This is a genomic window from Rhizobium sp. N731 (assembly GCF_001664145.1).
Taxonomy (GTDB): Bacteria; Pseudomonadota; Alphaproteobacteria; order Rhizobiales; family Rhizobiaceae; genus Rhizobium; species Rhizobium esperanzae.
In genome coordinates this window covers 4,246,901-4,269,615 of the sequence record NZ_CP013601.1, presented here as the reverse complement: position 1 = coordinate 4,269,615, position 22,715 = coordinate 4,246,901, and the positions used below count along the sequence as shown (strand labels likewise).

At 61.0% G+C, this 22,715-nt stretch carries 18 protein-coding genes and 1 pseudogene; 11 read left to right on the top strand and 8 right to left on the bottom strand.

The window, feature by feature from the left end:
* Positions 1-174 precede the first annotated feature (174 nt).
* The 5 genes and pseudogenes from AMK02_RS20605 to AMK02_RS30300 form a co-directional block, all read left to right on the top strand.
* Entirely contained in the window at positions 175-1,617 is a 1,443-nt protein-coding gene (locus AMK02_RS20605; RefSeq protein WP_064805701.1) for a M81 family metallopeptidase, read from the top strand.
* Between the two features lie 81 nt (positions 1,618-1,698).
* The gene (locus AMK02_RS31815; RefSeq protein ID WP_189636987.1) at positions 1,699-1,848 is read left to right on the top strand and encodes a hypothetical protein; all 150 of its coding nucleotides are present in this window, start codon (positions 1,699-1,701) and stop codon (positions 1,846-1,848) included.
* A gap of 11 nt (positions 1,849-1,859) precedes the next feature.
* Positions 1,860-3,392 (top strand): calcium-binding protein, encoded by a 1,533-nt coding sequence (locus tag AMK02_RS32525; RefSeq protein WP_064805700.1) that lies wholly within the window; start codon positions 1,860-1,862, stop codon positions 3,390-3,392.
* A 119-nt stretch (positions 3,393-3,511) separates the two neighbouring features.
* Positions 3,512-4,363 (top strand): hypothetical protein, encoded by an 852-nt coding sequence (locus tag AMK02_RS32190; protein WP_237358319.1) that lies wholly within the window; start codon positions 3,512-3,514, stop codon positions 4,361-4,363.
* Positions 4,364-4,368: 5 nt separating this feature from the next.
* Positions 4,369-4,756, top strand: a pseudogene (locus tag AMK02_RS30300) (integrase core domain-containing protein); the annotation flags it as partial.
* A 287-nt stretch (positions 4,757-5,043) separates the two neighbouring features.
* Here the strand turns inward: AMK02_RS30300 and soxR are convergent.
* The gene (gene soxR / locus AMK02_RS20590; protein WP_064805699.1) at positions 5,044-5,478 is read right to left on the bottom strand and encodes a redox-sensitive transcriptional activator SoxR; all 435 of its coding nucleotides are present in this window, start codon (positions 5,476-5,478) and stop codon (positions 5,044-5,046) included.
* Positions 5,479-5,563: 85 nt separating this feature from the next.
* Between soxR and AMK02_RS20585 the strand changes: the two genes are divergently transcribed.
* The 6 genes from AMK02_RS20585 (at position 5,564) to AMK02_RS20560 (ending at position 14,031) form a co-directional block, all read left to right on the top strand.
* Entirely contained in the window at positions 5,564-6,286 is a 723-nt protein-coding gene (locus AMK02_RS20585; RefSeq protein ID WP_064805698.1) for an SDR family NAD(P)-dependent oxidoreductase, read from the top strand.
* The gene (locus AMK02_RS20580) at positions 6,283-7,329 is read left to right on the top strand and encodes an S-adenosylmethionine:tRNA ribosyltransferase-isomerase (protein ID WP_064805697.1); all 1,047 of its coding nucleotides are present in this window, start codon (positions 6,283-6,285) and stop codon (positions 7,327-7,329) included. Before AMK02_RS20585 ends, AMK02_RS20580 begins: the two co-directional genes overlap by 4 nt.
* An 895-nt stretch (positions 7,330-8,224) precedes the next feature.
* Positions 8,225-9,118 (top strand): LysR substrate-binding domain-containing protein, encoded by an 894-nt coding sequence (locus tag AMK02_RS20575; protein WP_335726358.1) that lies wholly within the window; start codon positions 8,225-8,227, stop codon positions 9,116-9,118.
* A gap of 326 nt (positions 9,119-9,444) precedes the next feature.
* Positions 9,445-10,341 (top strand): alpha/beta fold hydrolase, encoded by an 897-nt coding sequence (locus AMK02_RS20570; protein ID WP_237358318.1) that lies wholly within the window; start codon positions 9,445-9,447, stop codon positions 10,339-10,341.
* A 322-nt stretch (positions 10,342-10,663) separates the two neighbouring features.
* Positions 10,664-12,448, top strand: a complete 1,785-nt coding sequence (locus AMK02_RS20565) for a gamma-glutamyltransferase family protein (RefSeq protein ID WP_064806410.1) — start codon at positions 10,664-10,666, stop codon at positions 12,446-12,448.
* 251 nt (positions 12,449-12,699) lie between these two features.
* Entirely contained in the window at positions 12,700-14,031 is a 1,332-nt protein-coding gene (locus AMK02_RS20560) for a glucoamylase family protein (RefSeq protein ID WP_064805694.1), read from the top strand.
* 35 nt (positions 14,032-14,066) lie between these two features.
* Here the strand turns inward: AMK02_RS20560 and AMK02_RS20555 are convergent, their stop codons facing one another.
* The 7 genes from AMK02_RS20555 to hglS all read right to left on the bottom strand — a co-directional run bounded on the left by AMK02_RS20555 (position 14,067) and on the right by hglS (position 22,632).
* Entirely contained in the window at positions 14,067-15,104 is a 1,038-nt protein-coding gene (locus tag AMK02_RS20555) for an ABC transporter ATP-binding protein (protein ID WP_064805692.1), read from the bottom strand.
* Positions 15,104-16,768: an ABC transporter permease gene (locus tag AMK02_RS20550; RefSeq protein ID WP_064805690.1), complete on the bottom strand. Its 1,665-nt coding sequence runs from the start codon at positions 16,766-16,768 to the stop codon at positions 15,104-15,106. The genes AMK02_RS20555 and AMK02_RS20550 overlap by 1 nt, the downstream gene beginning before the upstream one ends.
* A 104-nt stretch (positions 16,769-16,872) precedes the next feature.
* Positions 16,873-17,895, bottom strand: coding sequence for an iron ABC transporter substrate-binding protein (locus AMK02_RS20545; RefSeq protein ID WP_064806408.1), 1,023 nt, complete (start codon positions 17,893-17,895; stop codon positions 16,873-16,875).
* 263 nt (positions 17,896-18,158) lie between these two features.
* Positions 18,159-18,287, bottom strand: coding sequence for a hypothetical protein (locus tag AMK02_RS32475; protein WP_257784641.1), 129 nt, complete (start codon positions 18,285-18,287; stop codon positions 18,159-18,161).
* Positions 18,284-19,822 (bottom strand): L-piperidine-6-carboxylate dehydrogenase, encoded by a 1,539-nt coding sequence (gene amaB, locus AMK02_RS20540; protein ID WP_064805688.1) that lies wholly within the window; start codon positions 19,820-19,822, stop codon positions 18,284-18,286. Before amaB ends, AMK02_RS32475 begins: the two co-directional genes overlap by 4 nt.
* A 25-nt stretch (positions 19,823-19,847) precedes the next feature.
* Complete coding sequence (locus AMK02_RS20535; RefSeq protein WP_064805687.1) at positions 19,848-21,131, bottom strand: NAD(P)/FAD-dependent oxidoreductase; 1,284 nt, start codon at positions 21,129-21,131, stop codon at positions 19,848-19,850.
* A 67-nt stretch (positions 21,132-21,198) separates the two neighbouring features.
* Positions 21,199-22,632 carry a 2-oxoadipate dioxygenase/decarboxylase HglS gene (hglS, locus tag AMK02_RS20530; RefSeq protein WP_064805685.1) on the bottom strand — a complete coding sequence of 478 codons (1,434 nt, stop codon included), beginning with the start codon at positions 22,630-22,632 and terminating at the stop codon, positions 21,199-21,201.
* Positions 22,633-22,715: the final 83 nt, after the last annotated feature.

The following is a 22,715-nucleotide window of genomic DNA, read 5'->3' as shown; positions in this document are numbered from 1 at the left end:
AAGGGAGGTACGATGGCGATGTCGGAAAAGATGCGAAGTCAGTCGCTTGCGATGCGCCCGCACTTGGTGTCAGATGACGAGCGAATACCGAAGACGGCACCGGGCCTCCAAAGGCGAGGATCTGCCGGCGCCGCCATCACTTCCTGATTGCTCCCAAATCAACCGAGGTTTCCCATGCGTATCGCCGTCGGTGGCATTCATATTGAATGCAGCACATACAATCCCGTTCTGAACGAAGAGAGGGATTTTCGGGTGTTGCGCGGCGAGGGGTTGTTGGAATCGCCCTACTTTGCTTTCCTCAGAGATTATGATGCGGAATTCCTGCCGACGATCCATGCCCGCGCCATTGCCGGCGGACCGGTTTCGCGTGCCACCTATGAGGCGTTCAAGAGCGAATTCCTCGAACGACTGAAGCCGCTACTGCCGCTCGACGGGCTCTATCTTGCCATGCACGGCGCCATGTATGTGGACGGCATGGAGGATGCCGAGGGCGACTGGATCTGCGCGGCCCGCGCTTTGGTCGGCGACGATTGCACGGTTTCGGCAAGCTATGACCTGCACGGCAACGTCACCCAACGCATCATCGATGCGCTTGATATTTATTCGACCTATCGCACGGCGCCGCATATCGATGTCGAGGAGACAATGCGCCGCTCGGTCTCCATGTTGGTGAGTAGCCTGAAAACAGGCGTGAAGCCGGTCGTTCTCTGGGCGCCGATCCCGGTCGTGCTGCCCGGCGAACGCACCAGCACCGTCGATGAACCCGCGAAGAGCCTCTATGCGATGCTGCCCGAGATCGATGCGATGGCCGGCGTCTGGGATGCATCGCTGATGGTCGGCTACGTCTGGGCCGACGAACCGCGCGCCACCGCTGCCGCGATCATGACCGGCACCGACCGCGCCGTGCTCGAGCGTGAGGCCAAACGCCTCGCCCAGGCCTATTGGGGTGCGCGCGAGGATTTCGTTTTCGGTTGCGAGACGGGCTCTGTCGAAGAATGCGTCGCCAAGGCAATCGCCAGTCCGACTGCTCCCGTCGTGCTCGCCGAATCCGGCGACAACCCGACCGGCGGCGGCGTCGGGGACCGGGCCGATGTCCTGGCCGAATTGATTGCCAAAGATGCTGACGGCGTCGTCTTTGCCGGTATCGCCGAGAAGGCGGCGACCGAAGCCTGTTATGCCGCGGGGGTCGGTGCGGAGCTTGTCTTGAGCGTCGGCGCCTCGCTCGATACCAAGGGCAGCAGGCCGGTCAAGGCGCGCTTCACCGTCAAGTTCCTGTATGAGACCCCCGACCTCGCCGATCGACAGGCGGTCGTTTCGATCGGCGGCATCGAACTCGTGCTCTCGGCCAAACGGCGGCCCTACCACAATATCGCCGACTTCACCCGGCTCGGGCTCGACCCGCATGCGGCCAAGATCATCGTCGTCAAATCGGGCTATCTCTCGCCGGAACTGGCGCCGATCGCCAATCCCAACCTGATGGCGCTGTCGGAGGGCGTGGTTGATCAGTTCGTCGAGCGTCTGCCGCGGCTGCGCAAGCAGCATCCGACCTATCCGTTCGACAAGGATTTTGCCTTCGAGCCGCAGGTCTTCCTCTCCGCGCGCTCGCCACAGGCTTGAGTCCCAGCGATCCGAACGATCGGGGCGGGCACCGATACGGCGAGCTATGCAACCGCAGCGGCGGCCGTCAGGATCAACCTGGTGACCGGTGTCCACACCGGCGAAGCCGCCGGTGACACCTTCAACAGTATCGAGGCGTTTATCGGCTCGAACCTCAATGACACGTTCTTTGCCTCCGCAACGGCCGACAGGCCGCCGGCGAAGGTGACGATGAAATCCGCATTTCGCTGACCAGCTACACCATGGCGGGTTATGCCAACTTCGAGCGCCTGACCTTCACCGGAACCGGCAACGCGGTCCTGACGGGTAATGCCGGCGATAACATCATCACCGCCGGCACCGGAAACGACACGCTCACCGGCGGTGACGGGGCCGACATACTTAACGGTGGCGATGGAATTGACACAATCAGTGGCGGCAACGGGGATGACCAGCTTTACGGTGGTATCGGCGACGATATTCTCTCCGGCGGCGCGGGCGCCGACCAGTTTTTCGGAGGCGTCGGAGACGACACCGCAAGCTACATCGACAGCTCGGCCGCGATGACCTTCAACCTGGCAACCGGCGTGTTCTCGGGGATCGGAGGGGGCGATACCTTCGACAGTATCGAGGTAATCGCGGGTTCGAATTTCGGGGACACATTCATCGCCAGTGCCAATGCGGATCGGATTAATGGCGGCGCCGGCGTCGACATGATTATGCTGAAGCCAGCTCGGCATCAATCTGCTGACCGGCACTCACACAGGGCTCGCGACAGGGGACGCCTTTACGAATGTCGAGGTTGTGCAAGGCACAGCTTTAACGATTCCTTTATTGGAGATAACGGCTCTAATATCCTCATCGGCGGCGCCGGTGCAGATTCGCTCGACGGCGGCCTCGGAGTCGATAGCGTCTGGTATCTCACAAGTTCCTCTGGCGTGAACCTGGATCTGGCGAACGGAATTTTGAGCGGCGGTGACGCAGCTGGCGACACATACACCAACATTGAACGTTTTATTGGTTCGAATTTCAATGACACACTAACCGCCGGCGTGACCGCCATAAGGCTTGAGGGCGCCGGCGGGAATGACACAATCAACGGAGGTGCTGGCGCGGATGTCCTCTTCGGTGGCACGGGTACGGATATCGGTGAAGCTGGACCGGCGTCCAACACTACGCAAGCGGATACAATTTCTGGCGGTGACGGCAACGATGAGATTTACAGCGCCGGGAACAATCAAGGCGTATCGTTCAACTATGGGACCGGTATTGATGCCGGAACAGTAATCAACGGTGATGGGGGGAATGACACGATCGTTGTGAGCACCGCCACCGCTTTCGGCGGTCTTGGAGACGATACGATTACGATCTGGGACGCAGGGATTGCCGACGGTGGAGCCGGAAACGATGTTCTCAACGGACAATTCATCGGCTTCGAGCTTTATGGTGGTGACGGTTCCGACATTCTCAACATGAAGCTAGGCAGAGGTTTTGCCGACGGCGGAAACGGCGGCGATACTTACCACACGAACACCGTCCTCCAATCGACAATTAAAGATACGGGTGTCGGAGGCAGCGACTTTGTTTTCCTCGATCGTATTCAATCGGCGGCAGACTTGGATCAAGTGAGAATTGGAAACGATCTTATTCTTCAGTCACATGCTGATGCCTCGTCACCGGACACCACATATGCGAATGCCAAGGTGATCTTGGAAGATTGGTACGCTGGTGCAAATTCGATTGAGATCTTCGTGTTTGTTGATGGCTCCCAAGTTTCGGGCTCCTTGTTGGGTTGAGTCCAGCTTGATGCAAGGCAACTGTGCAATTGTATTGTTGCCTTGCATTTTCCGTAACCGCGCCCCTAGCGAAGCTTTCTAAGCAGTTACGATAGCAACCATTCTCATAGGAGGACTGATTGGTCTCATCAGTAGGCTCATTCGGTGCGGGGGCCGATTACTTTCGAAATCTCCGTTTGTCAGGAACAACGACTGCCGTTCAGGCACGCGAAGACGTCGCGGCGCAAGTTCGAACCGCTGCGCAAAGCGGAGCCTCGACGAAAGAGCTCGAGCAGATTGTCGGCCGTGCCGGTCCGCCGAGCTACAGTGAAGAAGAACTGGTCGCCAACGAAAATGAGATCAACGACCGGGAATCACTAAAAGAGAAACTACGTGCGGGCATTGTTGATCCCGACGAGGAACTCAAGGTGAAGGCTGCATTGGTCTATCCCTCGTCCTGGCCTGACGAGCAAAAGCTGGAAGCTGCTAGGACAGCACAAGCTAACGGCAATCTGGACATTGCGGTTGAAAGTAGGCTCAACGCCCAAAGACCGCACACATTGCGCGAGATGCAGAAACTAACGGACCCGAGCAGGTTCGCAAATGTTGTGTGGAAGAAGCTGCCTCCAGGGGCAGCTAAACCTCTCACGCCCGAGATGAAAGCCGAGCTGACCGCGCGTGATGCCCATGCCGCACAGCTCGTGGCCGACGCTAGCGCACAGCGAGAAACTAATCCCGGCCTCTATTCAAACAACGTCGAAAATAGCACGATGTTCGAAACCAATGTAGCATCGCTCGACGAGTCTAGGGTCATGTCGCGTATAAGCTACATCACGAACCTCATCCAAAGTGGTGAGGCGGAAAAATATTCATTTCGGGGTGGTAACGGTGATGAAACCACGACCTCAATCCATCAATTTCTCTATTGGCTACAGCAACGAGCAAAAACGTTCGAGAGCGATGGAACCTACTCGCCGGAAATGTTTAAATAGCCACGAAAATGATCGTCCGTGACAACGGGAGCGAGTTCACCAGCAACGCGATCCGGAATGGACGGACAAGACTAAGGTGGACTGGCACTACATTGAGCCTGGCAAACCCATTCAGAACGCTTTCATCGAAAGCTTCAATGGATGCTGCGAGACGAGTTCTTAAATGGAACCCTCTTCTCGTCACTGACCCACGCTCGCTCCGCGCTTTCGAACTGGCGCGGCGATTACAACGATCACCGACCGCCCTCCGGCCTCGGCTGGCTGACACCTGCCCAGACCGTCAACCCGCGACGTGATGCGGTGCTGCGCAGCCGAAATGGCTCCGCACCGCAACCCGCCGCTACCGCCCCGAACAAAGCAACCCAAAACCGCTGGGGCGCACTTCAAACTGGAAAAAACTTGGGGGCAAGGTCACGGCGGCCGGCTTGTTACTATGGGGTTGACGTTTTGGGCCAGGAAGATCGCATAATGGACGAAGGGAACCGCCTTGAGGCGAATAGAAAAAGTGCTGCTTGCAGAGCACACAGGAAATTCGCACTAGCGGCCCGCGTGCGAATCCATTCAAGACTCAAATAAGGAAGTCGGACGTTGCCCGTCGTTAGAAAGCCTATCGGCAAATATGGATTTGGGCGGCATTGAATAATCGGGAAAAATCGTTCGGCGTAACGTTGGAGGCTCATTCACCCCAGCCAATACCTGGCCCCCGGGCCTTTGCGCCCGGCCACGTCGGCAGGGTTCGCCAAGCGGCATCGGTCGATCGACAGGCAGCCGCAACCGATGCATTCGCCAAGCCCGGACCGCAGGCGCTGCAACTCGGCTATGCGTTGGTCGATACGTTTTGCCCACGCGCTCGACAACCGCGACCAATCCCGACGTGACGGTAGCCGATCGGCCGGCAGCTTGGCGAGCTCGGCGCCGATCTCCTCAAGCGTCAACCCGATCCGCTGTGCAAAGACGATGAAAGCGATCCGCCGCAATGCGGACCGGTGGTAGCGTCGATGTCCCGAGCCGGCGCGCTCGGATGCGATCAACCCACGCTCCTCATAGAAGCGCAGAGCTGATGAGGCAACGCCGCTGCGTCGCGACACGTCGGTGATGGTCAGCATCGGATCCATGCATAAATAAAAGCACGAAGCTCTCTTGACTTCAAGTTCACTTGAACTCGTAGCAGTTACGCGTACCCATTGAAGGAGCACCGCAATGCAGGCGAATATCGATCTTCAAGGACTTCGCGTAGGGATCACCGGCGGCACTTCCGGTCTCGGACTGGCGCTTGTGCGGCAGCTTGCCGAGAAAGGTGCGAGCGTTGCCTTCGTCGCCCGCACCGCCGCGAATGTCGGACGCGTCGCAGCCGAGACGGGCGCGCACGGCATTGTCGCCGACATCGGCAAGAAGGAAGACATCTATCCGATCGCGATGCAGATCAGTGCCAATCTTGGCGGCGTCGACGTCCTGATCAACAATGCATCGAGCCTCGGTCCTGTGCCTCTGGCGCTTCTTGCCGACACGGAGTGCGAGGAGCTGGAAGCGGCCCTCGTAGTCAACCTTCTCGGCGCCTTCCGGCTGACGAAAGCCCTGTTCGGTGCGCTTGCCACGTCGGCGCGCGAGGGCCGCGGCGCGCTGGTGATCAACATCTCCAGCGACGCGGCGGTCAACGCCTATCCCGGCTGGGGCGCATATGGCGCGAGCAAGGCAGCGCTTGCCCATCTGACGGCAATCTGGGACTCGGAGTCGAACCCAGATGGAATAAGGTTTGTTGCCCTCGACCCGGGCGATATGGACACCCCGCTGCACGCGCTGGCGCTCCCAGACGCCGATCGGTCGACCTTGAAAGATCCGGAACTGGCCGCTGCCGAGATCATCGAAAAGATGCTCGACGCGTTGCCGAGTCACGATGCTCTTACCGCCGGAGCCCACGCGTGATCGCCGCTGATCGCCTCGATCGGCAATCGGCCAGGCTGCTCGTCGTGGAGGCGGACGGCACGATGCGTGACCTGCCGCGGGCTAACCTCGGGACGTTGTTCGATCCTGGCGATCTGGTTGTCGCCAACGACGCTGCGACCTTGCCTGCCAGCCTTCACGGCACGCATCTCCGATGTGGAAAGAAAATCGAGATCCGCTTGGCCAGCTGGCTGTCAGCTTCCGCTCCAGTCCGCTTCCTTGCGATCGTCTTCGGCTCTGGTGATCACCGCACCCGCACGGAAGATCGGCTGCCGCCGCCTGCGCTGTCATCAGGCGATCGCCTCCAGCTCGGCCCACTTGAAGCCAGGGTCGAGCGCGTTCTCGACCATCCTCGCCTTGTCGAGCTCAGCTTCGAAGGCACCCGAGCAGCCATGTTTACAGGACTGGCGCAGCATGGCAGGCCGATTCAATACGCGCATGTTCCCGAGCCGCTGGCACTGTGGGATGTTTGGACGAGAATTGCCGCCCGGCCGATCGCGTTCGAGGCGCCATCGGCTTCCCTCGCGCTCGACTGGCGCACACTGCAAGCTTGGCGTCGGCGCGAGATCGGTTTTGCAACACTCACGCATGCCGCGGGCATTTCTTCCACCGGCGATCCCGCACTCGACTCGCGCCTTCCCTTCGACGAGCCGTACCACATCGCTGAATGTACCGTGGCGCAGGTAGCGCGGGCGCAGCTCAGGGGCAGCCGCATCATCGCGATCGGCACGAGCGTCGTGCGCGCACTTGAAGCAGCCGCCAATCCCGATGGCAGCGTGCGTGCCGGAGATGGTATTGCGAAAGGGCGCATCGCATGTGGCACTCCGCTCCGCGTCGTCGATGCGGTTCTCACTGGTGTCCACCAGCCCGGCGAAAGCCATTTCGAGCTGTTGCGCGCCTTCGCGGACGACGGCCTCCTCGCCAATGCCTCCACCGCTCTAACTGCATGCGGTTACCGTGCACATGAATTCGGCGATTCCATGCTGCTCAACCGTCAACCGCCACTTTATTGGCGCGAACCTTAGATGGATAGAGCAGTTTGCATCGCCGTTCCTTGGCTGGCCGGCCGGCACTGAAGCGTCGCGTAAGGCCGGTTGGAACATCGGCGCGCTCGCGCAAGGTGGTGCTCGGCGCCATCATGATCAATGGCAGGATTCAGTAGGAGGCCGACGTGGAACACCTCGTCGCTAAGTAGATCTTCGATCTCTCGGCCGATCTGTCGTGCCTGCCGGGCGCGACAGTGAATTCTGGCCGCTGACCGGACGCGGCGGCGACGTGTTCGCGCACCGTTCTTCAGGCAGCCCGGATTCTCGCGAATGGCCGGCGCCGGGGCTTCGGCTGAGAGATATGTTTGTGCCGGACCTTCGATATCGATACCCTGAAGATCAAGGGCAGGAATTTTCAGTAGATTTGCTGCTGACTAATGGTAGCCACGGCGCAGCGGTGGTTCGATTCCCATCAAGGCGTCTAATTGCCGCCAGCGCCTTTGCCGCACTTAACCGTTAGCGATCCCTGCCTTCTTGATCGACGAGGCAGGTCGGGATTCATGGATTCGAGCAGGATAGCGACTGCGAGATGATCCGAGAGCAGGCATGCTGTTTGGCTGCCTGCGACAGGTGAGGCCTACGACTCGCAGTCACCGTTGCGGCGTGGGAGCGCTATCAACGAGTACGGCGGCAGGTTCGCGGTCTTCGAACGCACCGGTCGCGGCGGCGGTCGTGGCCAAGCGGTGACGGTTAATGCTGCAGCGATTGCTTCATGGCAAGAGATCGTATCGGTCTCCTTGGGAGTTCAGCAACTTCAGGCGGAGTGGGGAAGCCTTGGAACCAGGAGCTATGTACATGTGAAACTTTCACGGATAGATCTTCCGTCCTGGTCTACACTTCAAACGTTGAGTTTCAAATGGACAGGCTAGCCTCTATGACGGTCTTTGTGAAAGCTGTTGAGCTCGGCTCCATTTCAGCTGCGGCTCAGGAACTCAACCTATCATCCCAACTCGCCGGCAAGCACCTGAGAGCGCTGGAGCAGAGCCTTGGTATCAAGCTTCTGAATCGCACTACGCGAAGGCAGCATCTGACCGACAGTGGCCAATTGTTCTATGAGCGAGCCAAGAACATTCTCGCAGAGCTGGAAGCCGCCGAATCGTTGATGGCAGAAACGCGGTCTGTTCCGCGAGGGAGGCTTCGCATCAGCGCACCCATAACCTTCGGTAGCCACGCGCTTGCACCTGCAATACCGCAATATCTGAAGCGGTATCCGGAGGTTTCCATTGACCTCAATCTGACGAACCGCACTGTGGATTTGGTGGAGGAAGGATTCGACGTCGTCTTTCGGACCGGGGAGTTGCGTGACAGCACGCTTGTAGTCAGCGCGCTAGCGCCACTTCGCCTCGTGCTCTGCGCCGCACCCGAATACTTGAAATCAGCGGCAGAACTCTCAAAACCGGAGCATTTGCAGGAGCATGAATGCCTCGTATTCACGCACACCTCTCTGCGAACGCAATGGTCATTTGACGGACCATTCGGTAGAGTTTCAGTGCCAATATCAGGACGATTTTCAGGTGACAGCGGTGAAGCACGCGCTGCCGCCGTGGCGGGGATGGGTGTACTGCTCCAACCCCTAGAGCTTGTGTCGAACGAATTGGACACCGGGCGGCTGGTGAGGCTCTTACCTGAATATGAGGCGCAATCCCGCCAGCTGCATTTGCTATACGCGCCCGACAGACGAATGACCCCAAAGTTGCGCAGCTTCTTGGAGTTTGCTCTTGAGAGGTTCGGCTCGAGGCACGGCAAGCGCTCAAGGGCTGAGCCATGATCACCACTGCTTGCGCTCGGCGCCGAGTTTGCGGCCGAGGCGCGAATCGTAAAATGCGCCGTCGAAGCCGCGACGAAAGACGAGCACTCAGACCCTGAGGACGAGGGCGGAAGACGCAGACCGCAAGGTTAGTTCTGCGGGAAAGCGCTCTATTTGAAACACACAGGCCCCAGTGTTGTAACTGTAAAGCTATTTATCCTAGCTCGTTTCAAATGCATAACCTCGGCGTCCCAGCCATAGCGGCTCTTTATATCGGAGAGATCTAAACGGCAGCTGCGTGAAGCATTGCCCGGAGTGAACCCATCACTCGGCAATCACCTTTGCCCATGGACAAGAACCTCAAACCGGTCGGCGAAAATGCCGATCAAAAACAATGCGAACACAAGTTGGCTACGCGACCGAATGGTTTCGCCCATTGTGTTTTTTTTCTGGAGAATGAGATGATGTCTTTTGTCAAGAAAGCAGCTCTTGCTACCGCACTGGCCAGTAGCGCGATGAGCGCGAGTGCGGCCACGACCGGCACGCCCGCCAAAGGCGAGCCCATCGTTGTTCTGGTTCACGGCGCCTTCTCTGATGGCTCGGCATGGAGCAAGGTCATCCCGCTCCTCCAGGCCCAGGGCCTGAAGGTTGTGGCCGTCCAGAACCCATTGACATCGCTCGCCGACGATGTTGCCACGACGAAGCGAGCGCTTGAGGCACAGACGGGTCCGGTCGTGCTCGTTGGCCACTCTTACGGCGGTGTGGTGATCACCGAAGCAGGAAGTGATGAGCATGTTAAGTCTCTCGTCTATGTCGCTGCTTACGCGCCTGGCGAAGGCCAGTCGATTGCTGATTTGAACAAGGACTATCCCACGCCGGCCGGGTTTTCGGAACTCGTCGCGGATAAGAGGGGTTTTCTGACGCTGACCCGCAATGGTGTTGCGAAGTACCTGGCACAGGATGTCTCACCCGAGCAGGCCGCGCTGATGGAGGCAACTCAAAAGCCGACCAATGGAAAGAATTTCGAGGAGAAAGTCGGCGTGCCGGCGTGGAAGACAAAGCCGTCCTGGTACATTGTCGCCGAGCATGACTTCATGCTGCAGCCGGCGCTCCAGAAGGTATTGGCAAAGAACATTTCGGCACATGTCGTAACTCTGTCGTCGAGCCATACCCCCCAGATCTCCCAGCCTGCCGAGGTTGCGAAGGTCATTCTTGAGGCGGTTGCGGAAGTGGCGAAGAAATAGCCAGACGACGACGCAGGCACCTCGAAGGTCGCCTGCGTCTTTGCGCGCTTAACAACGGGCAGGGCGGGCGATTGACGCGAGCGGGCACCAACGATGCGAATGCCTCTCGCGCCTTGCTTGCGTGCATCCGATATGTGCCTGTATAAGGCACATATTGAGGACGTCATGAATACCCGCTTCGCAGTTGCCACGCACATCCTGACATTTCTTCAGTCCCAAGAGGGATCTCCCGCGTCGTTAGAGCTAATCGCGTCAAGCGTTAACACCAATCCGACGCTCATCCGGCGGCTCCGGAGATGATTTCCCAAGGAGGATGTTCGGCATGACCGGATTGACCACCCGACCTGAAATTCTCGGCACTTTCGGCGTCGTCACCTCGACGCACTGGATCGGCTCTGCGGTCGGCATGAGCATTCTCGAAAAGGGTGGCAACGCCTTCGATGCGGCGGTGGCGACCGGCTTCGTGCTGCAGCTCGTCGAGCCGCATCTCTGTGGCCCCGGCGGCGACCTGCCGGCGGTGATCTATTCGAAGAAGAAGGACAAGGTCGAGGTCATCTCAGCCCAGGGGTCAGCACCCGCCGGCGCGACGATCGAACACTATACCGGGGAAGGCCTGACGCTGATCCCCGGCGACGGCCTGCTGGCGACGGTCATTCCTGGCGCCTTCGACGGCTGGATGCTGATGCTGCGCGACTACGGCACGATGAGCGTGCGCGAGGTGCTGGAACCGGCGATCTATTATGCCGAGCACGGCCATCCGCTGCTGCCGCGGGTCTCGGCGACCATCAAGGGGCTTGCGGCCTTTTTCGAAAAGGAATGGCCCACCTCCCACGAAGCCTGGCTGCCAGGCGGCAGCGTTCCCGAAGCGCAGGCGAATTTCCGCAATCCGATGCTGGCGCAAACCTGGAAGCGCGTCATTGCCGAAGCCGAGGCAAAGCGCGGTCGGGAAGCACAGGTGGAAGCGGCTCGCGACGCCTTCTATCGCGGCTTCATCGCCGAGAAGATCGACGCCTACCTGAAGACCGCCGAAGTGATGGATGCCAGCGGCAACCGCCACAAGGGGGTACTGACCGCAAGCGACATGGCCAACTGGTCGGCGACGATCGAGGAACCGCTGACCTATGATTATCACGGCTGGACCATCGCCAAAACAGGGCCCTGGGGTCAGGGGCCGGTCTTCCTGCAGACCCTGTCGATCCTGAAGGGGTTCGACCTCGCCGCGATGAGACCGAATGGCGCCGATTTCGTTCATACCGTCGTCGAGGCGATGAAGCTCGCCTTTGCCGACCGCGAAGTCTATTACGGCGACCCGAATTTTTCGGAAGTTCCCGTCGCGCATCTGCTGTCGGAGAATTACGCTGCCGAACGCCGCAAACTGGTCGGCGCGGACGCCTCCTTCGATCTTCGCCCCGGCATCATTCCGGGTTTCGAAGCGCAGCATGATCTGACGACGAAGATGCTCGGCGTCAATTCGCAGACCGGCGCCGTCTACGAGCCGACCATGGCGCATCTATCCGAAAAGCGCGGCGACACCGTGCATATCGACGTGATCGACCGTGACGGCAACATGGTCTCCGTCACGCCGTCCGGCGGCTGGCTGCAGTCTTCGCCAACCGTGCCCGGCCTCGGCTTCTGCCTCAATTCCCGCGCGCAGATGTTCTGGCTGAAGCCTGGCCTGCCAACATCGCTTGCTCCGGGAAAACGGCCGCGCACGACGTTGACGCCGTCCCTCGGCCTCTATGAAGGCCGCCCGACCCTTGCCTTCGGCACGCCGGGCGGCGACCAGCAGGAGCAGTGGCAGCTTTCCTTCTTCCTGCGCCATATCCATCACCAGCTGAACCTGCAGGCGGCGATCGATCAACCGCTCTTTCATACCGCTCATTTTCCGAGCTCCTTCTATCCGCGCAGCCGCGAACCCGGCAGCCTGATAGCGGAAGAGAATTTCGGTCGGGATGTGCTCGAGGCGCTCGCCCGAAAGGGCCACAAGCTGACGATCACCGATCCTTGGACGATCGGCCGGCTGACGGCCGCACGACGCGATGCCGACGGGCTGATGCGCGCCGCAGCCACCCCGCGCCTCATGCAGGCCTATGCTGTCGGACGATAATGGGCTGCTTTCCAGAGCGCCCCCGTAGGCAACAAGTATTGCCTGACATAGACTGTGCCGGTGCGGCGCGCGGCGGTGCTTTTGCTGCACCGCTTATATGACTTATGCTAGATATTAATTCACCGATAATTGTTAACGACCGACCGCCTCCGTTTGTGTTCTCTTATCCCTGCGAATCAAAAAGGTTTGATTTGCTCGGGGACGACCACCATGTTCAAGCATGGGTCGATGCAACAGTTGGGTAGGAGCCTATGCTGCAACGGATCGAAGACATTGATGCAGCCCTCATCGACAGGTTGCAGCATTCGGCTTTCAAGTACTTCCTGAAATATTCCAATCCCGAAAATGGCCTGGTGGCCGATACCTCGATCGCCGGCGTGCCGGCGAGCATCGCGGCCGTCGGCTTCGCCCTTTCCTCCTACCCCGTTGCCGTCGAGCGGTGCTGGATCAGCCGCAAGGAAGCGGCCGAGCGCACGGTCAATACACTGCGTTTCTTCGCCGAGGCGCGCCAGGGCGACGAGCGCCATGCGACCGGCCATCGCGGTTTCTTCTACCATTTTCTCCACATGGATAGCGGCAATCGTGCCTGGAACAGCGAGCTTTCGACCATCGACACGGCGCTGCTCATCGCCGGCGTGCTGACCTCAGCGCAATATTTCAATCGCGAAGACGAGACCGAGACTGAAATCCGTGAGCTCGCGACCTTCATCTACGAACGCGTCGATTGGCGCTGGGCGCTGAACAAGGGCGACACGATTTCCATGGGCTGGAAGCCTTCGTCGGGCTTCCTGCGCTGGCGTTATCACGGTTTCGACGAGGCGATCATTCTTTATGCGCTGGCACTCGCCTCGCCGACGCATCCCGTGCCGCAGTCGAGTTACGACGCCTTCACATCGAGCTATTCCTGGATGACGTTCGGCGACCAGCCGTATCTCTATGCCGGCCCGCTTTTCATTCATCTCTTCTCGCATGCCTGGATCGATTTCCGCAGCATCCAGGACAAACCGATGATGGAACGCAACTGGGACTATTTCCGCAACACCCAGGTCGTCATCAACATGCAGCGCGACTACGCCGAGCGCAATCCCGGCGGTTTCGTCGGTTACAACAGGAATGTCTGGGGCTTTACCGCCTGCGACGGTCCACCGCCGACGCGGCGCATGCGTGGCGGCCGGCAGCCGAAGGTTCTGGGTTATGCCGCCCGCGGCGCCCCGCTCGGACCCGATGACGGCACGATCGCACCCTGGGCCGCACTCGCCTGCCTGCCCTATGACCGGCAGGCGGCTCTCGACGGCACCAAGGCGCTTTTGACCACCTATCCGAACCTGCTGCTGGAAGGCGGCTTCCCCGGCGGCTTCAATCCGACCGTGCAGACCAAACGTCCGGAGGGCTGGGTGGACGACCGCACCGTCGGCATCGACCAGGGCCTTGTCGTCATGACCATCGAAAACGAGCGTTCCGACTTCATCTGGAAGCTGATGCGACAATCGCCGGTCATCCGCCTCGGACTTGAGCGCGCCGGCTTTACCGGCGGCTGGCTCGAGGGCATCGAGCCGCAAGAGCTGGTGCGCCGGGTCGGTTAGCCCGCGTGTCCGATAGGACGCGCAGGCTCTATTGTTCAGCGCTCGAAGACGTGCGCCTTGCCTGATATATCCAGGCGAACGAGATCGCCTCGCGAAGGAAGGGCGACGCTCGAGGTCTTGATCCGGATCGGCGGCAGGGCAACGCCGTCGAGCGAAACGGCGACGGTGCAGACCGCGCCACCGAATTCCACCTCGACAACCCGTCCGCCGTAGTCGCGATCGCTTTCATCGGCAACGACGCGGATCTGCTCGGGCCGCAGCATGATTTCCGCCTTGCCCTGACGGCTGCCTTCGACGGCGACATGGCCGAGGGCGCAGTCGGCAAGGCCGTTCCTTATAATGGCCGGAAGCAGCACGGCATCGCCGAGGAACAGCGCCGTCTCGCGATCCCTGGGATGCAGATACAGGGTTTGCGGTGATCCCGCCTGGATCAGTCGCCCTTCCCTGAGAACCGCGACCTGATCGGCAAAACTCAGTGCCTCTTCCTGATCGTGCGTTACGAGAACGGCGGTAATGCCGGCCGCCTGCAGGACACGCGCGACAGCCTTGCGCATGTTTTCCCGCAAGCCGGTGTCGAGCGCCGAGAAAGGTTCGTCGAGCAGCATCAGCCGCGGCTTGCGGCCGAGCGCGCGGGCGAGCGCCACGCGCTGCTGTTGGCCCCCGGAAAGCTGATGCGGGCGCCGCGCCAGCATGCCGCGGTCGAGCTCGACCATATCGAGCAGTTCGGCGATGCGCTGGTCACGATCGGCAGCACCCCGTTCGAAGCCGAAGCCGATATTCTCAGCCACGCTCAAGTGCGGGAACAGCGCGCCATCCTGGGAGACGATGCCGATGCCCCGTTTGTGAGCCGGCACCGCCGCCGGGCCATCGGCCAGCACGTCGCCATCCAATGTCACCCTGCCGGCATCGGCTTGCTCGAAGCCCGCGATGATGCGCAGCAGGGTCGTCTTGCCCGAGCCGGACGGCCCGATGACGGCGGTGCGGCTGCCGGCCTGGACATCGAGCGAAATATCCTTCAGCGCCTGGACGGGCCCGTAGCGCTTGCTGATGTTTTCGATCGTAAGCAGCGTCATTAGCCGGCGGTCCGTTTCGATTGCGTAAAAAGCGTCAGGGTGAGCGGTAGCGACAGCACGACCATCATGAAGGCGTAAGGGGCGGCCGAGACATAATCGATCTCGCTCGTCAGCGACCAGAATTTCGTCGCCAGCGTATCGACGCCGTTTGGCGAGAGCATCAGCGTCGCCGTGAGTTCGTTAGTAATGCCAAGTGCGGTCAAGGCGATGCTGGCAGCGGCGCCCGGTGCGGCAAGCCGCATGGTGATCTGCCGCACCGCCTGACCCGGGGTGCGGCCGAGGCCCATCGCGGCGCGCTCCAGCTCCACTGGCGCCTGAGCGATGCTGGCGCGTAAGCCGACCATGGCACGGGGCAGGAAAAGCATCACATAAGCGACGACCAGCGTTGCGAAGGTCTGATAGAGCGGCAGCACGAGACGCACGGTGATCGTCACCAGCGCCAGCGCCACGACGACGCCGGGCAGCGAGCCGACATAATAGTGGCAGGCTTCGAGCACGCGCTGGAAACGGCCGGGCGCGCGCACGGAGAGCCAGGCCATGGGGGCTGCGGCAATCGTCGCCAGCACGCCGCCGGCAAGAGCGAGCGCCATCGTCTGCAGGAAGGCACTGCCGACCTCGATGCGCCAGATCTCGCTGCCGCCGAGATAGAGCCAGCGGCCGAGTGTCATCAACGGCACGCCGAGCGTCAGCACCGCCAGGACGACAGGCAGCAAGATGGCCGGCACCACGAACCAGCCGAGACGCCGGCGATCGGCCGGACGCGGCGAGCCAGGGCCGACGCGGGCATAACGTTCGTTGCCACGCAGCAGCACTTCGAGGCCGAGCAGGAAAAGACAGCAGGCAACGAGCACGCCGCCGAGCATGTTGGAGGCCGGGCTGTTGTAGGAGGATTGGAACTGGTCGACGATCGCGGTTGCGAAAGTATCGAACCGAATCATGACAAACAGGCCGTATTCCGACAGCAGATGCAGCGCAATCAGCAGCGAGCCGCCGCAAATGGCAAACCTCAACTGCGGCAGCACGGTGCGGAAGAAGACGCGCCAGGGGTCGAGGCCAAGGGAGGCGGCGGCATCCTCGATGGCCGGATCGAGACGGCGTAGCGCTGCGGCAACCGGCAGATAAAGGAATGGATAGTAGGCGATGATAGAAACGAAGACGCCGCTCTGCAGCCCGCGCATGCCGGGAATGAGGCTGACCCAGGCATAGCTGTGCACGAAGGCCGGCACCGCGAGCGGCGCGATCGCCAGCCAGGCCCAGAGCCTCGCGAACGGGATATCCGTTCGTTCGGTCAGCCAGGCAAGCGTCACGGCCAGGGCGATCGACAGTGGAATGGTGGCCGATTCCAGGAGAACCGTATTGATGAGGAGTTCGCCGACACGTGGCCGGAAGACGAGCGTTTTCACCGTTTCCCAGCCGACATCGTAAGTGATCCAGCCGATGAAGCCGAGCGGCACGAGACTGAAGATCGCGATGACGGTCGCGAGAAGCATCACGGGCGCGTGCGGCATGCGCCGGCGCGGCAATAGCATTCGCGGAGCCTTCGGCGCGACCGGCGCCTGATTGCCGGCTACGAAAAATCTGTTGTCCTGCAGCAAGGCCGGTGCCTTCATACGCTGAAAAAGGAAGGCAACCGTCTTGGAAAGACAGTTGCCCGATCCCGTCATGCCCTAAGGTTTTCTTGAGCCAAAAGCAATAGTTTTGGCTGCTGCAAGCCTGCGGCAGAAAGCCCGAAGCCTCTCCCGCGTAAGTGCTACAATACGTAGAAAGCCTAAATCAGACCTGCCGCCGTCATCAATTCCACGACCTTCTTGCTGTCCAGCGTCGAAGCTTCGACCTTCGGCGCATTGAGGTCGGCAAGCGGAACGAGCTTGTCGTTGGAAGGAGCGTCCTTGCCGACGGCATATTCATAGGACGTGCCGTTCTTCAGGACCGTCTGGCCTGCTTTGCTGGTGACGAATTTCAGGAAAGCCTGCGCTTCCTTCATGTGCTGTGTGGACTTCAGGACGCCGCCGCCCGAAACGCTGACGAAAGCGCCCGGATCCTGGTTCTTGAAGTAATGCATGCCGACATTCTTGCTGTTCTCGCCGGTCTTCGCCTGATCGCCGAACCAGTAGTAGTGATAGATGACCGCGCCTTCGACTTCTCCAGCATTGACGGCCTTCATCGCGACGCTGTTACCCTTGTACGGCGTCGCGTTGTCCTTGAGGCCCTTCAGCCATGCCTTGGTGGCGTCTTCGCCCTTCAGTTGCAGCAGGGCGGCGACGATCGCCTGGAAGTCGGCGCCGGCTGGCGCTGCACCCCAGCGGCCCTTCCAGGCGGGATCGGCGAGGTCGAGAAGCGACTTCGGCAGCTTGTCTTCGCTGAGCTTCGTTTTGTCATAGGCAAAGACCGTCGTGCGGGCGGCAATGCCGGTCCACATGCCGTCGGCAGGACGATACTGCTCCGGAACCTGATCCAGTGTTTCCTTTTCGACCGGGGCGAAGAGGCCGGCGCCGTCGACCAGCGTCATGGCGGGCGAATTCTCGGTCAGGAAAACATCGGCGGGGGATGCGTCGCCTTCCTGAATGATCTGGTTGGCGAACTGCATGTCGCTGCCCTGGCGCATGGTCACCTTGATGCCTGTCTCCTTGGTGAAGGCATCGATCCATTCGCGGCCCAGGCTTTCGTGCTGCGCATTGTAGACGACGAGACCTTCATCCTGCGCATTGGCGCCGCCTGCGAGCACCGTGGCGGAGAGAAGCGACGCGGCGAGCGTCAGCACATGGGAAAAACGGTTAAAAGCAATAGTCATGATGGCCTCCATGGCGATGTCACCCAGACGGGATAAGAGGCGTATATTTTTCTTGACTGGCTATTTCAAGTTTCGTCGCCGAGAAAAAAGCATCACGATATCTTGACCCGATAATTCAGATCGCCAGGAATAAACTCGATGGTGCCAAAAAGGCGACGCTCTGCCAGCGTCGCCCTCGTTTGCTGACAAAGTCTGCTCCGTCGTGCTCGGCTTTGTGCCGAGCATCTAGCCACCGCAGTTTCTTTTCAGAAAATCGTCTATTTTCAGATGTTTAATTGCCGTCGCAGATCCTCGGGCACAAGGCCGAGGATGACGTCGCGGTTTTTGAGTGGTTTGTCAGCAGCCAAAAGGCGATGCTCTGCCAGCGTCGCCTTTCCAGCGATTTTGCTCATTCGACGTCGAACTTGACGCCTTGCGCGAGCGGCAGTGTGCTGCCGTAATTGATCGTGTTGGTGGCGCGGCGCATATAGGCCTTCCAGGCATCGGAGCCGGATTCGCGTCCGCCGCCGGTCTCTTTTTCACCGCCGAATGCGCCGCCGATTTCGGCGCCCGAAGGCCCGAGGTTGACGTTGGCAATGCCACAATCCGAGCCTCGCGCCGAGACGAAAGTTTCGGCCTCGCGCATGTCGTTGGTGAAGATCGACGACGACAATCCCTGCGGCACGGCATTGTGCAGCGTCAGCACCGCGTCGAAATCGCTGTATTTCATGACGTAGAGAATGGGCGCGAAGGTCTCGTGCTCGACCGGGCCGGTCTGATCCGGCATTTCGACGAGCGCCGGGCGAACGTAGAAGGCATCGGCCGAACCATTGTCGACGCGTTCGCCGCCGGTCACCTTGCCGCCGGCCGATGCCGCCTGACCAAGGGCTGCCTGCATCTTCTCGAAAGCCTGGCCGTCGATCAGCGGGCCCACCAGTGTGCCTGTTTCGAGCGGATTGCCGATGGTAACGGAGCCATAGGCCTTCTGCAGGCGCGGCACCAGCTGGTCGTAGACGCTTTCATGGACGAAGAGACGGCGCAGTGTCGTGCAGCGCTGGCCGGCCGTTCCCATGGCGGAGAAGGCGACGCCACGCAGCGTCAGGTCCAGATCGGCGCTCGGGCAGACGATGGCGGCATTGTTGCCGCCGAGTTCGAGAATGGCGCGGGCAAAACGCTGCGACAAGCGCGGGCCGACGGCGCGGCCCATGGCGGTCGAGCCCGTGGCGGAAACGAGCGGGATCTTCGGGTGGTCGACCAGCACCTCGCCGACTTCGCGGCCGCCGATGATCAGGGTCGACAGATTGGCTGGCGCCTTGCCGCCCTCGGCGACGAAGCGCTTCAGGGCCTTTTCGAACAGCGCCTGCACCGCAAGGGCGGTCAACGGCGTCTTTTCCGAAGGCTTCCAGACGGTGGAGTTGCCGCAGACCATCGCCAGCGCCGCATTCCAAGACCAGACGGCGACCGGGAAGTTGAAGGCGGAAATGATGCCGATCGCGCCGAGCGGGTGCCAGCTTTCCATCATCCGGTGTTCGGAGCGTTCGGTGGCGATCGTCAGGCCATAGAGCTGGCGCGACAGGCCGACGGCGAAATCGCAGATGTCGATCATCTCCTGAACCTCGCCGAGGCCTTCGGAGGTGATCTTGCCGACTTCGATCGAGACGAGGCGGCCGAGCGCCGTCTTGGCGCTACGCAGCTCCTCGCCGAGCAGGCGGATCAGTTCGCCGCGCTTTGGCGCCGGCACGGAACGCCATTCGAGGAACGCCTTGTGCGCCTCTTCGATCGCCGCTTTCGTTTCGGAAACGGAATGTTCTCTGAGCCTGCCGATTTCCTTGCCGGTGACGGGCGAGGAGACAGACAGCGTGCCGCCTTGATAGCGGCCGGCATCGACGCCGAGTTCGGCGAGCAGCTTGGCGGTTTCGGTGGCGAGATCGAGGACGGCGATGGTCATTGTCGTGTTTCCAATCTTATTGTTCTCAGAAGCGGGCATCGGCGAAATGGGCGACCTGAGCGCCGGCTTCGTACCATAGTTCCTTGAGCGCACGGAAGCTCGGCTCGGTGGGTGACGTCAGCGGCAGCGGCAGATCGGCCTCGGCAAGCCGGCCGAGAATATGGTCGGCCAATGTGCGGCCGAAGACCGTGCCGGGGGCTATGCCGCGGCCATTATAGCCCGAAAAGCCGATGACGTTCGGGGCGAATTTGTGGAAGCGCGGCAGCGCATTGTCGGTCATGCCGATCTGGCCATACCATTCGCATTCGAATTCGACATCGCCGATAATGGGAAAGAGCCGCTTCAGCGCACGTTTGGCCCAGCCCTTATGTACGGCAAGGCCGGTATTGCGCAGCGCTCCGACGCTGCCGAAAACAAGGCGTCCAGCCTGATCCATGCGGAAGGAGGAGAGAATATCCTTGGTGTCCCATGCGCCTTCCCGCCCCGGCAGGATCGACTGACGCAGATTGTGGCCGAGCGGCACGGTGGCGAAATTGAAATAGGGCAGATAGACCTGCTCGTTGCGCACCTGCTCGAAGGGGCCGGTGCTGTAGGCATCGGTCGCGACGATGATCCAGTCCGCGCTGACTTCGCCGCTTTCCGTCTTCACGGTCCAGCGGCTACCGCGACGCTCGGTTGCGATGACGGGGCTCGATGTATGGATGGCGACGCCCGCCTTGACGGCGGCATGGGCGAGGCCGCGCGCATAGGCAAGCGGCTGCAGCGTTCCGGCGCGCAGATCGAGCAGTGAGCAGGCATAGGCCTCGCTGCCGGTGCGCTTGGCCGTTTCAGCCGCATCGAGCAGCACGACGGGCGCGCCGCGGGCAGACCATTGCGCCGCACGCTCCTCGATCTCCTTCAGCCCGTCGGCGCCGACGGCGCAGTGCAGCGTGCCGTTACGCTCGAGTTCGCAGGCGATCCCATGTTTGTCGATCAATTCCATGACGAGCTTCGGCGCGTTGCCGAGCAATTCGAGCAGGCGTTCACCATGGACGGGCCCGAGTATGCCGGGCAGGTCGTTGGGCATCACCCACATGCCGGCATTGATCAGGCCAACATTGCGCCCAGCACCCCCGAAGCCGATCTCCTTCGCCTCCAGCAGCACCACCTTCGACCCGGCTTCGGCTAGATGCAGGCCGGAGGACAGGCCGGCATAGCCGCCGCCGACGATGACGACGTCTGCCGACACCGCGCCTTGGAGAGGCGAGGTCGCCGGTGGTTCGCCGGCGGTCTTTTCCCAGAGGCCGTGGGAGCGCGGATCATTCAGCATGGCATAGTCCGACCGGATTGAAACCGGACTACTCTAGCGCATAAGAACAGGTGTTGAAGCGGCGATTTCACGCAACGGTCCTCAGCTGCAGGCCCGCGACCCCGAGCGCCTCCATCGCGGCCTCCAGCGATGCGGCCTGCCGTTCCGCATAAAGCGCCAGTTCGTCCTGAACGGTTGCTCCAAGTGCGGTCTCGAAGGCATCGCGGTTCGAGCGCGTCGCATAATTCTGCTGCTGGTCGGTGCCGAGATTCGACTGGAAAATGCCGGCCGCGCTGACGGGCAGGAAGTCTTCGTAGACGATCGGCGCAAAGGCGAGGTAGCCCTTGGCAACAAGCGCTTCGGCATCGCGCGGCAGTGTCCCGGCGACCGAGGCGGCGATGCCCGCAGGCGTGGCGGAATAACGGAAGAAGGCGAGATCCTGCCTGCGCAGTTCATCCCAGCTGTCCGGCAGCGCCTTGAAGCGCTCGGCCAGTTCCTGGTCATAGGCGCCGGCTTTGGCGCCGCCGGCGCCGACCTGAACTTCGCCGCGAACCGAGGCAAGCAGCCGGTCGTAGAGCGCCCGGCCCTTGGCCGTCAACGCCACGCCCCGCTGCTCGATCTCGCCGAAGCGGGCGGTGTGCGTGCCCTGGACCGCACCTTCATCACCTGAGAAGACGATCGCCTCCTCCAGCGCCTTGAAGCTCGTCTGCCGCAGCAGGATGTCGCACTGCCGGCGCGGCGGCCCTTCGATGACGGCTTTCGGGGTAATGCCGCGTTCCGGCATGCGGGCCTGCACCGCATCGATATCGAGCGTGCGCGGCGTCAAGTGGTTGATGTGCGGGCCCTTGAAGCTGACGACGTCGGCGATCAGCCGATGGGTATCGTGCAGGCGCTTGTAGGTTTCGGCGTTGACGGTGGCTTCGCCGTGCCAGCGAAAGGTTTCGACCGCCTCGGCAACGAATTCGCTCGCTTCCGCTTCCGTGAGACCGCCATTCTGCTCATGACGCTCGATCAGCGCGATGGCGCGCGGCGTATAGATGCGTCGCGCTGCCAGAATGGCTTCGGCTTCCCCGCGCAGGCTTTCATCCTCGATCAGTTCCAGGCGCAGCAGCGAGGTGAAGACGCGGAACGGATTGATGTTCAGCGCCGCCTCGTCGATCGGCCGGAAGCAGGTGGAATGAACCGGCACGCCGGCAACCGAAAGATCGTAATAACCGACCGCCTGCATGCCCATGACGGCAAACAGCCGGCGGATGGTGAAAAGCTCTTCCGCCGTTCCGAGGCGGATGGCGCCGTGGCGCTCGATATCGATGCGCTCCAGTTCGCCGGCGTTGGCGAGGCGTTCGCGCAGAGCGGGATCCTTTTCGAGGCAGCCGGCATTCACATCCGCCACCAGTTCGATCAGCGTGCCGTATTGCGGCACCTCCGTCCGATACATCTGCGACATCGCCTCGGTGAAAAGCGATCGGATATGGTCTGTGGAAACGAAGGCGTGCGGCATCTTGGAAAAACTCCGGCTCATTCCGTTTTTGCAGGATGAAACTCTTTACAATCACGGGAAACCCGAAAATATCGACATTTCGGAAATAGCTCATTCTGAAACGG

Bases quoted from the DNA above. Each gene is read 5' to 3' on its own strand.
- AMK02_RS20565 (WP_064806410.1), top strand. From the start codon at position 10,664: ATGACCGGATTGACCACCCGACCTGAAATTCTCGGCACTTTCGGCGTC.
- AMK02_RS20550 (WP_064805690.1), bottom strand. From the start codon at position 16,768: ATGACGGGATCGGGCAACTGTCTTTCCAAGACGGTTGCCTTCCTTTTT.
- AMK02_RS20570 (WP_237358318.1), top strand. From the start codon at position 9,445: ATGGACAAGAACCTCAAACCGGTCGGCGAAAATGCCGATCAAAAACAA.
- AMK02_RS32475 (WP_257784641.1), bottom strand. From the start codon at position 18,287: ATGAGCAAAATCGCTGGAAAGGCGACGCTGGCAGAGCATCGCCTTTTG.
- AMK02_RS20605 (WP_064805701.1), top strand. From the start codon at position 175: ATGCGTATCGCCGTCGGTGGCATTCATATTGAATGCAGCACATACAAT.
- amaB (WP_064805688.1), bottom strand. From the start codon at position 19,822: ATGACCATCGCCGTCCTCGATCTCGCCACCGAAACCGCCAAGCTGCTC.
- hglS (WP_064805685.1), bottom strand. From the start codon at position 22,632: ATGAGCCGGAGTTTTTCCAAGATGCCGCACGCCTTCGTTTCCACAGAC.
- AMK02_RS20545 (WP_064806408.1), bottom strand. From the start codon at position 17,895: ATGACTATTGCTTTTAACCGTTTTTCCCATGTGCTGACGCTCGCCGCG.
- soxR (WP_064805699.1), bottom strand. From the start codon at position 5,478: ATGGATCCGATGCTGACCATCACCGACGTGTCGCGACGCAGCGGCGTT.
- AMK02_RS20560 (WP_064805694.1), top strand. From the start codon at position 12,700: ATGCTGCAACGGATCGAAGACATTGATGCAGCCCTCATCGACAGGTTG.
- AMK02_RS20585 (WP_064805698.1), top strand. From the start codon at position 5,564: ATGCAGGCGAATATCGATCTTCAAGGACTTCGCGTAGGGATCACCGGC.
- AMK02_RS20535 (WP_064805687.1), bottom strand. From the start codon at position 21,131: ATGCTGAATGATCCGCGCTCCCACGGCCTCTGGGAAAAGACCGCCGGC.
- AMK02_RS32525 (WP_064805700.1), top strand. From the start codon at position 1,860: ATGGCGGGTTATGCCAACTTCGAGCGCCTGACCTTCACCGGAACCGGC.
- AMK02_RS20575 (WP_335726358.1), top strand. From the start codon at position 8,225: ATGACGGTCTTTGTGAAAGCTGTTGAGCTCGGCTCCATTTCAGCTGCG.
- AMK02_RS20555 (WP_064805692.1), bottom strand. From the start codon at position 15,104: ATGACGCTGCTTACGATCGAAAACATCAGCAAGCGCTACGGGCCCGTC.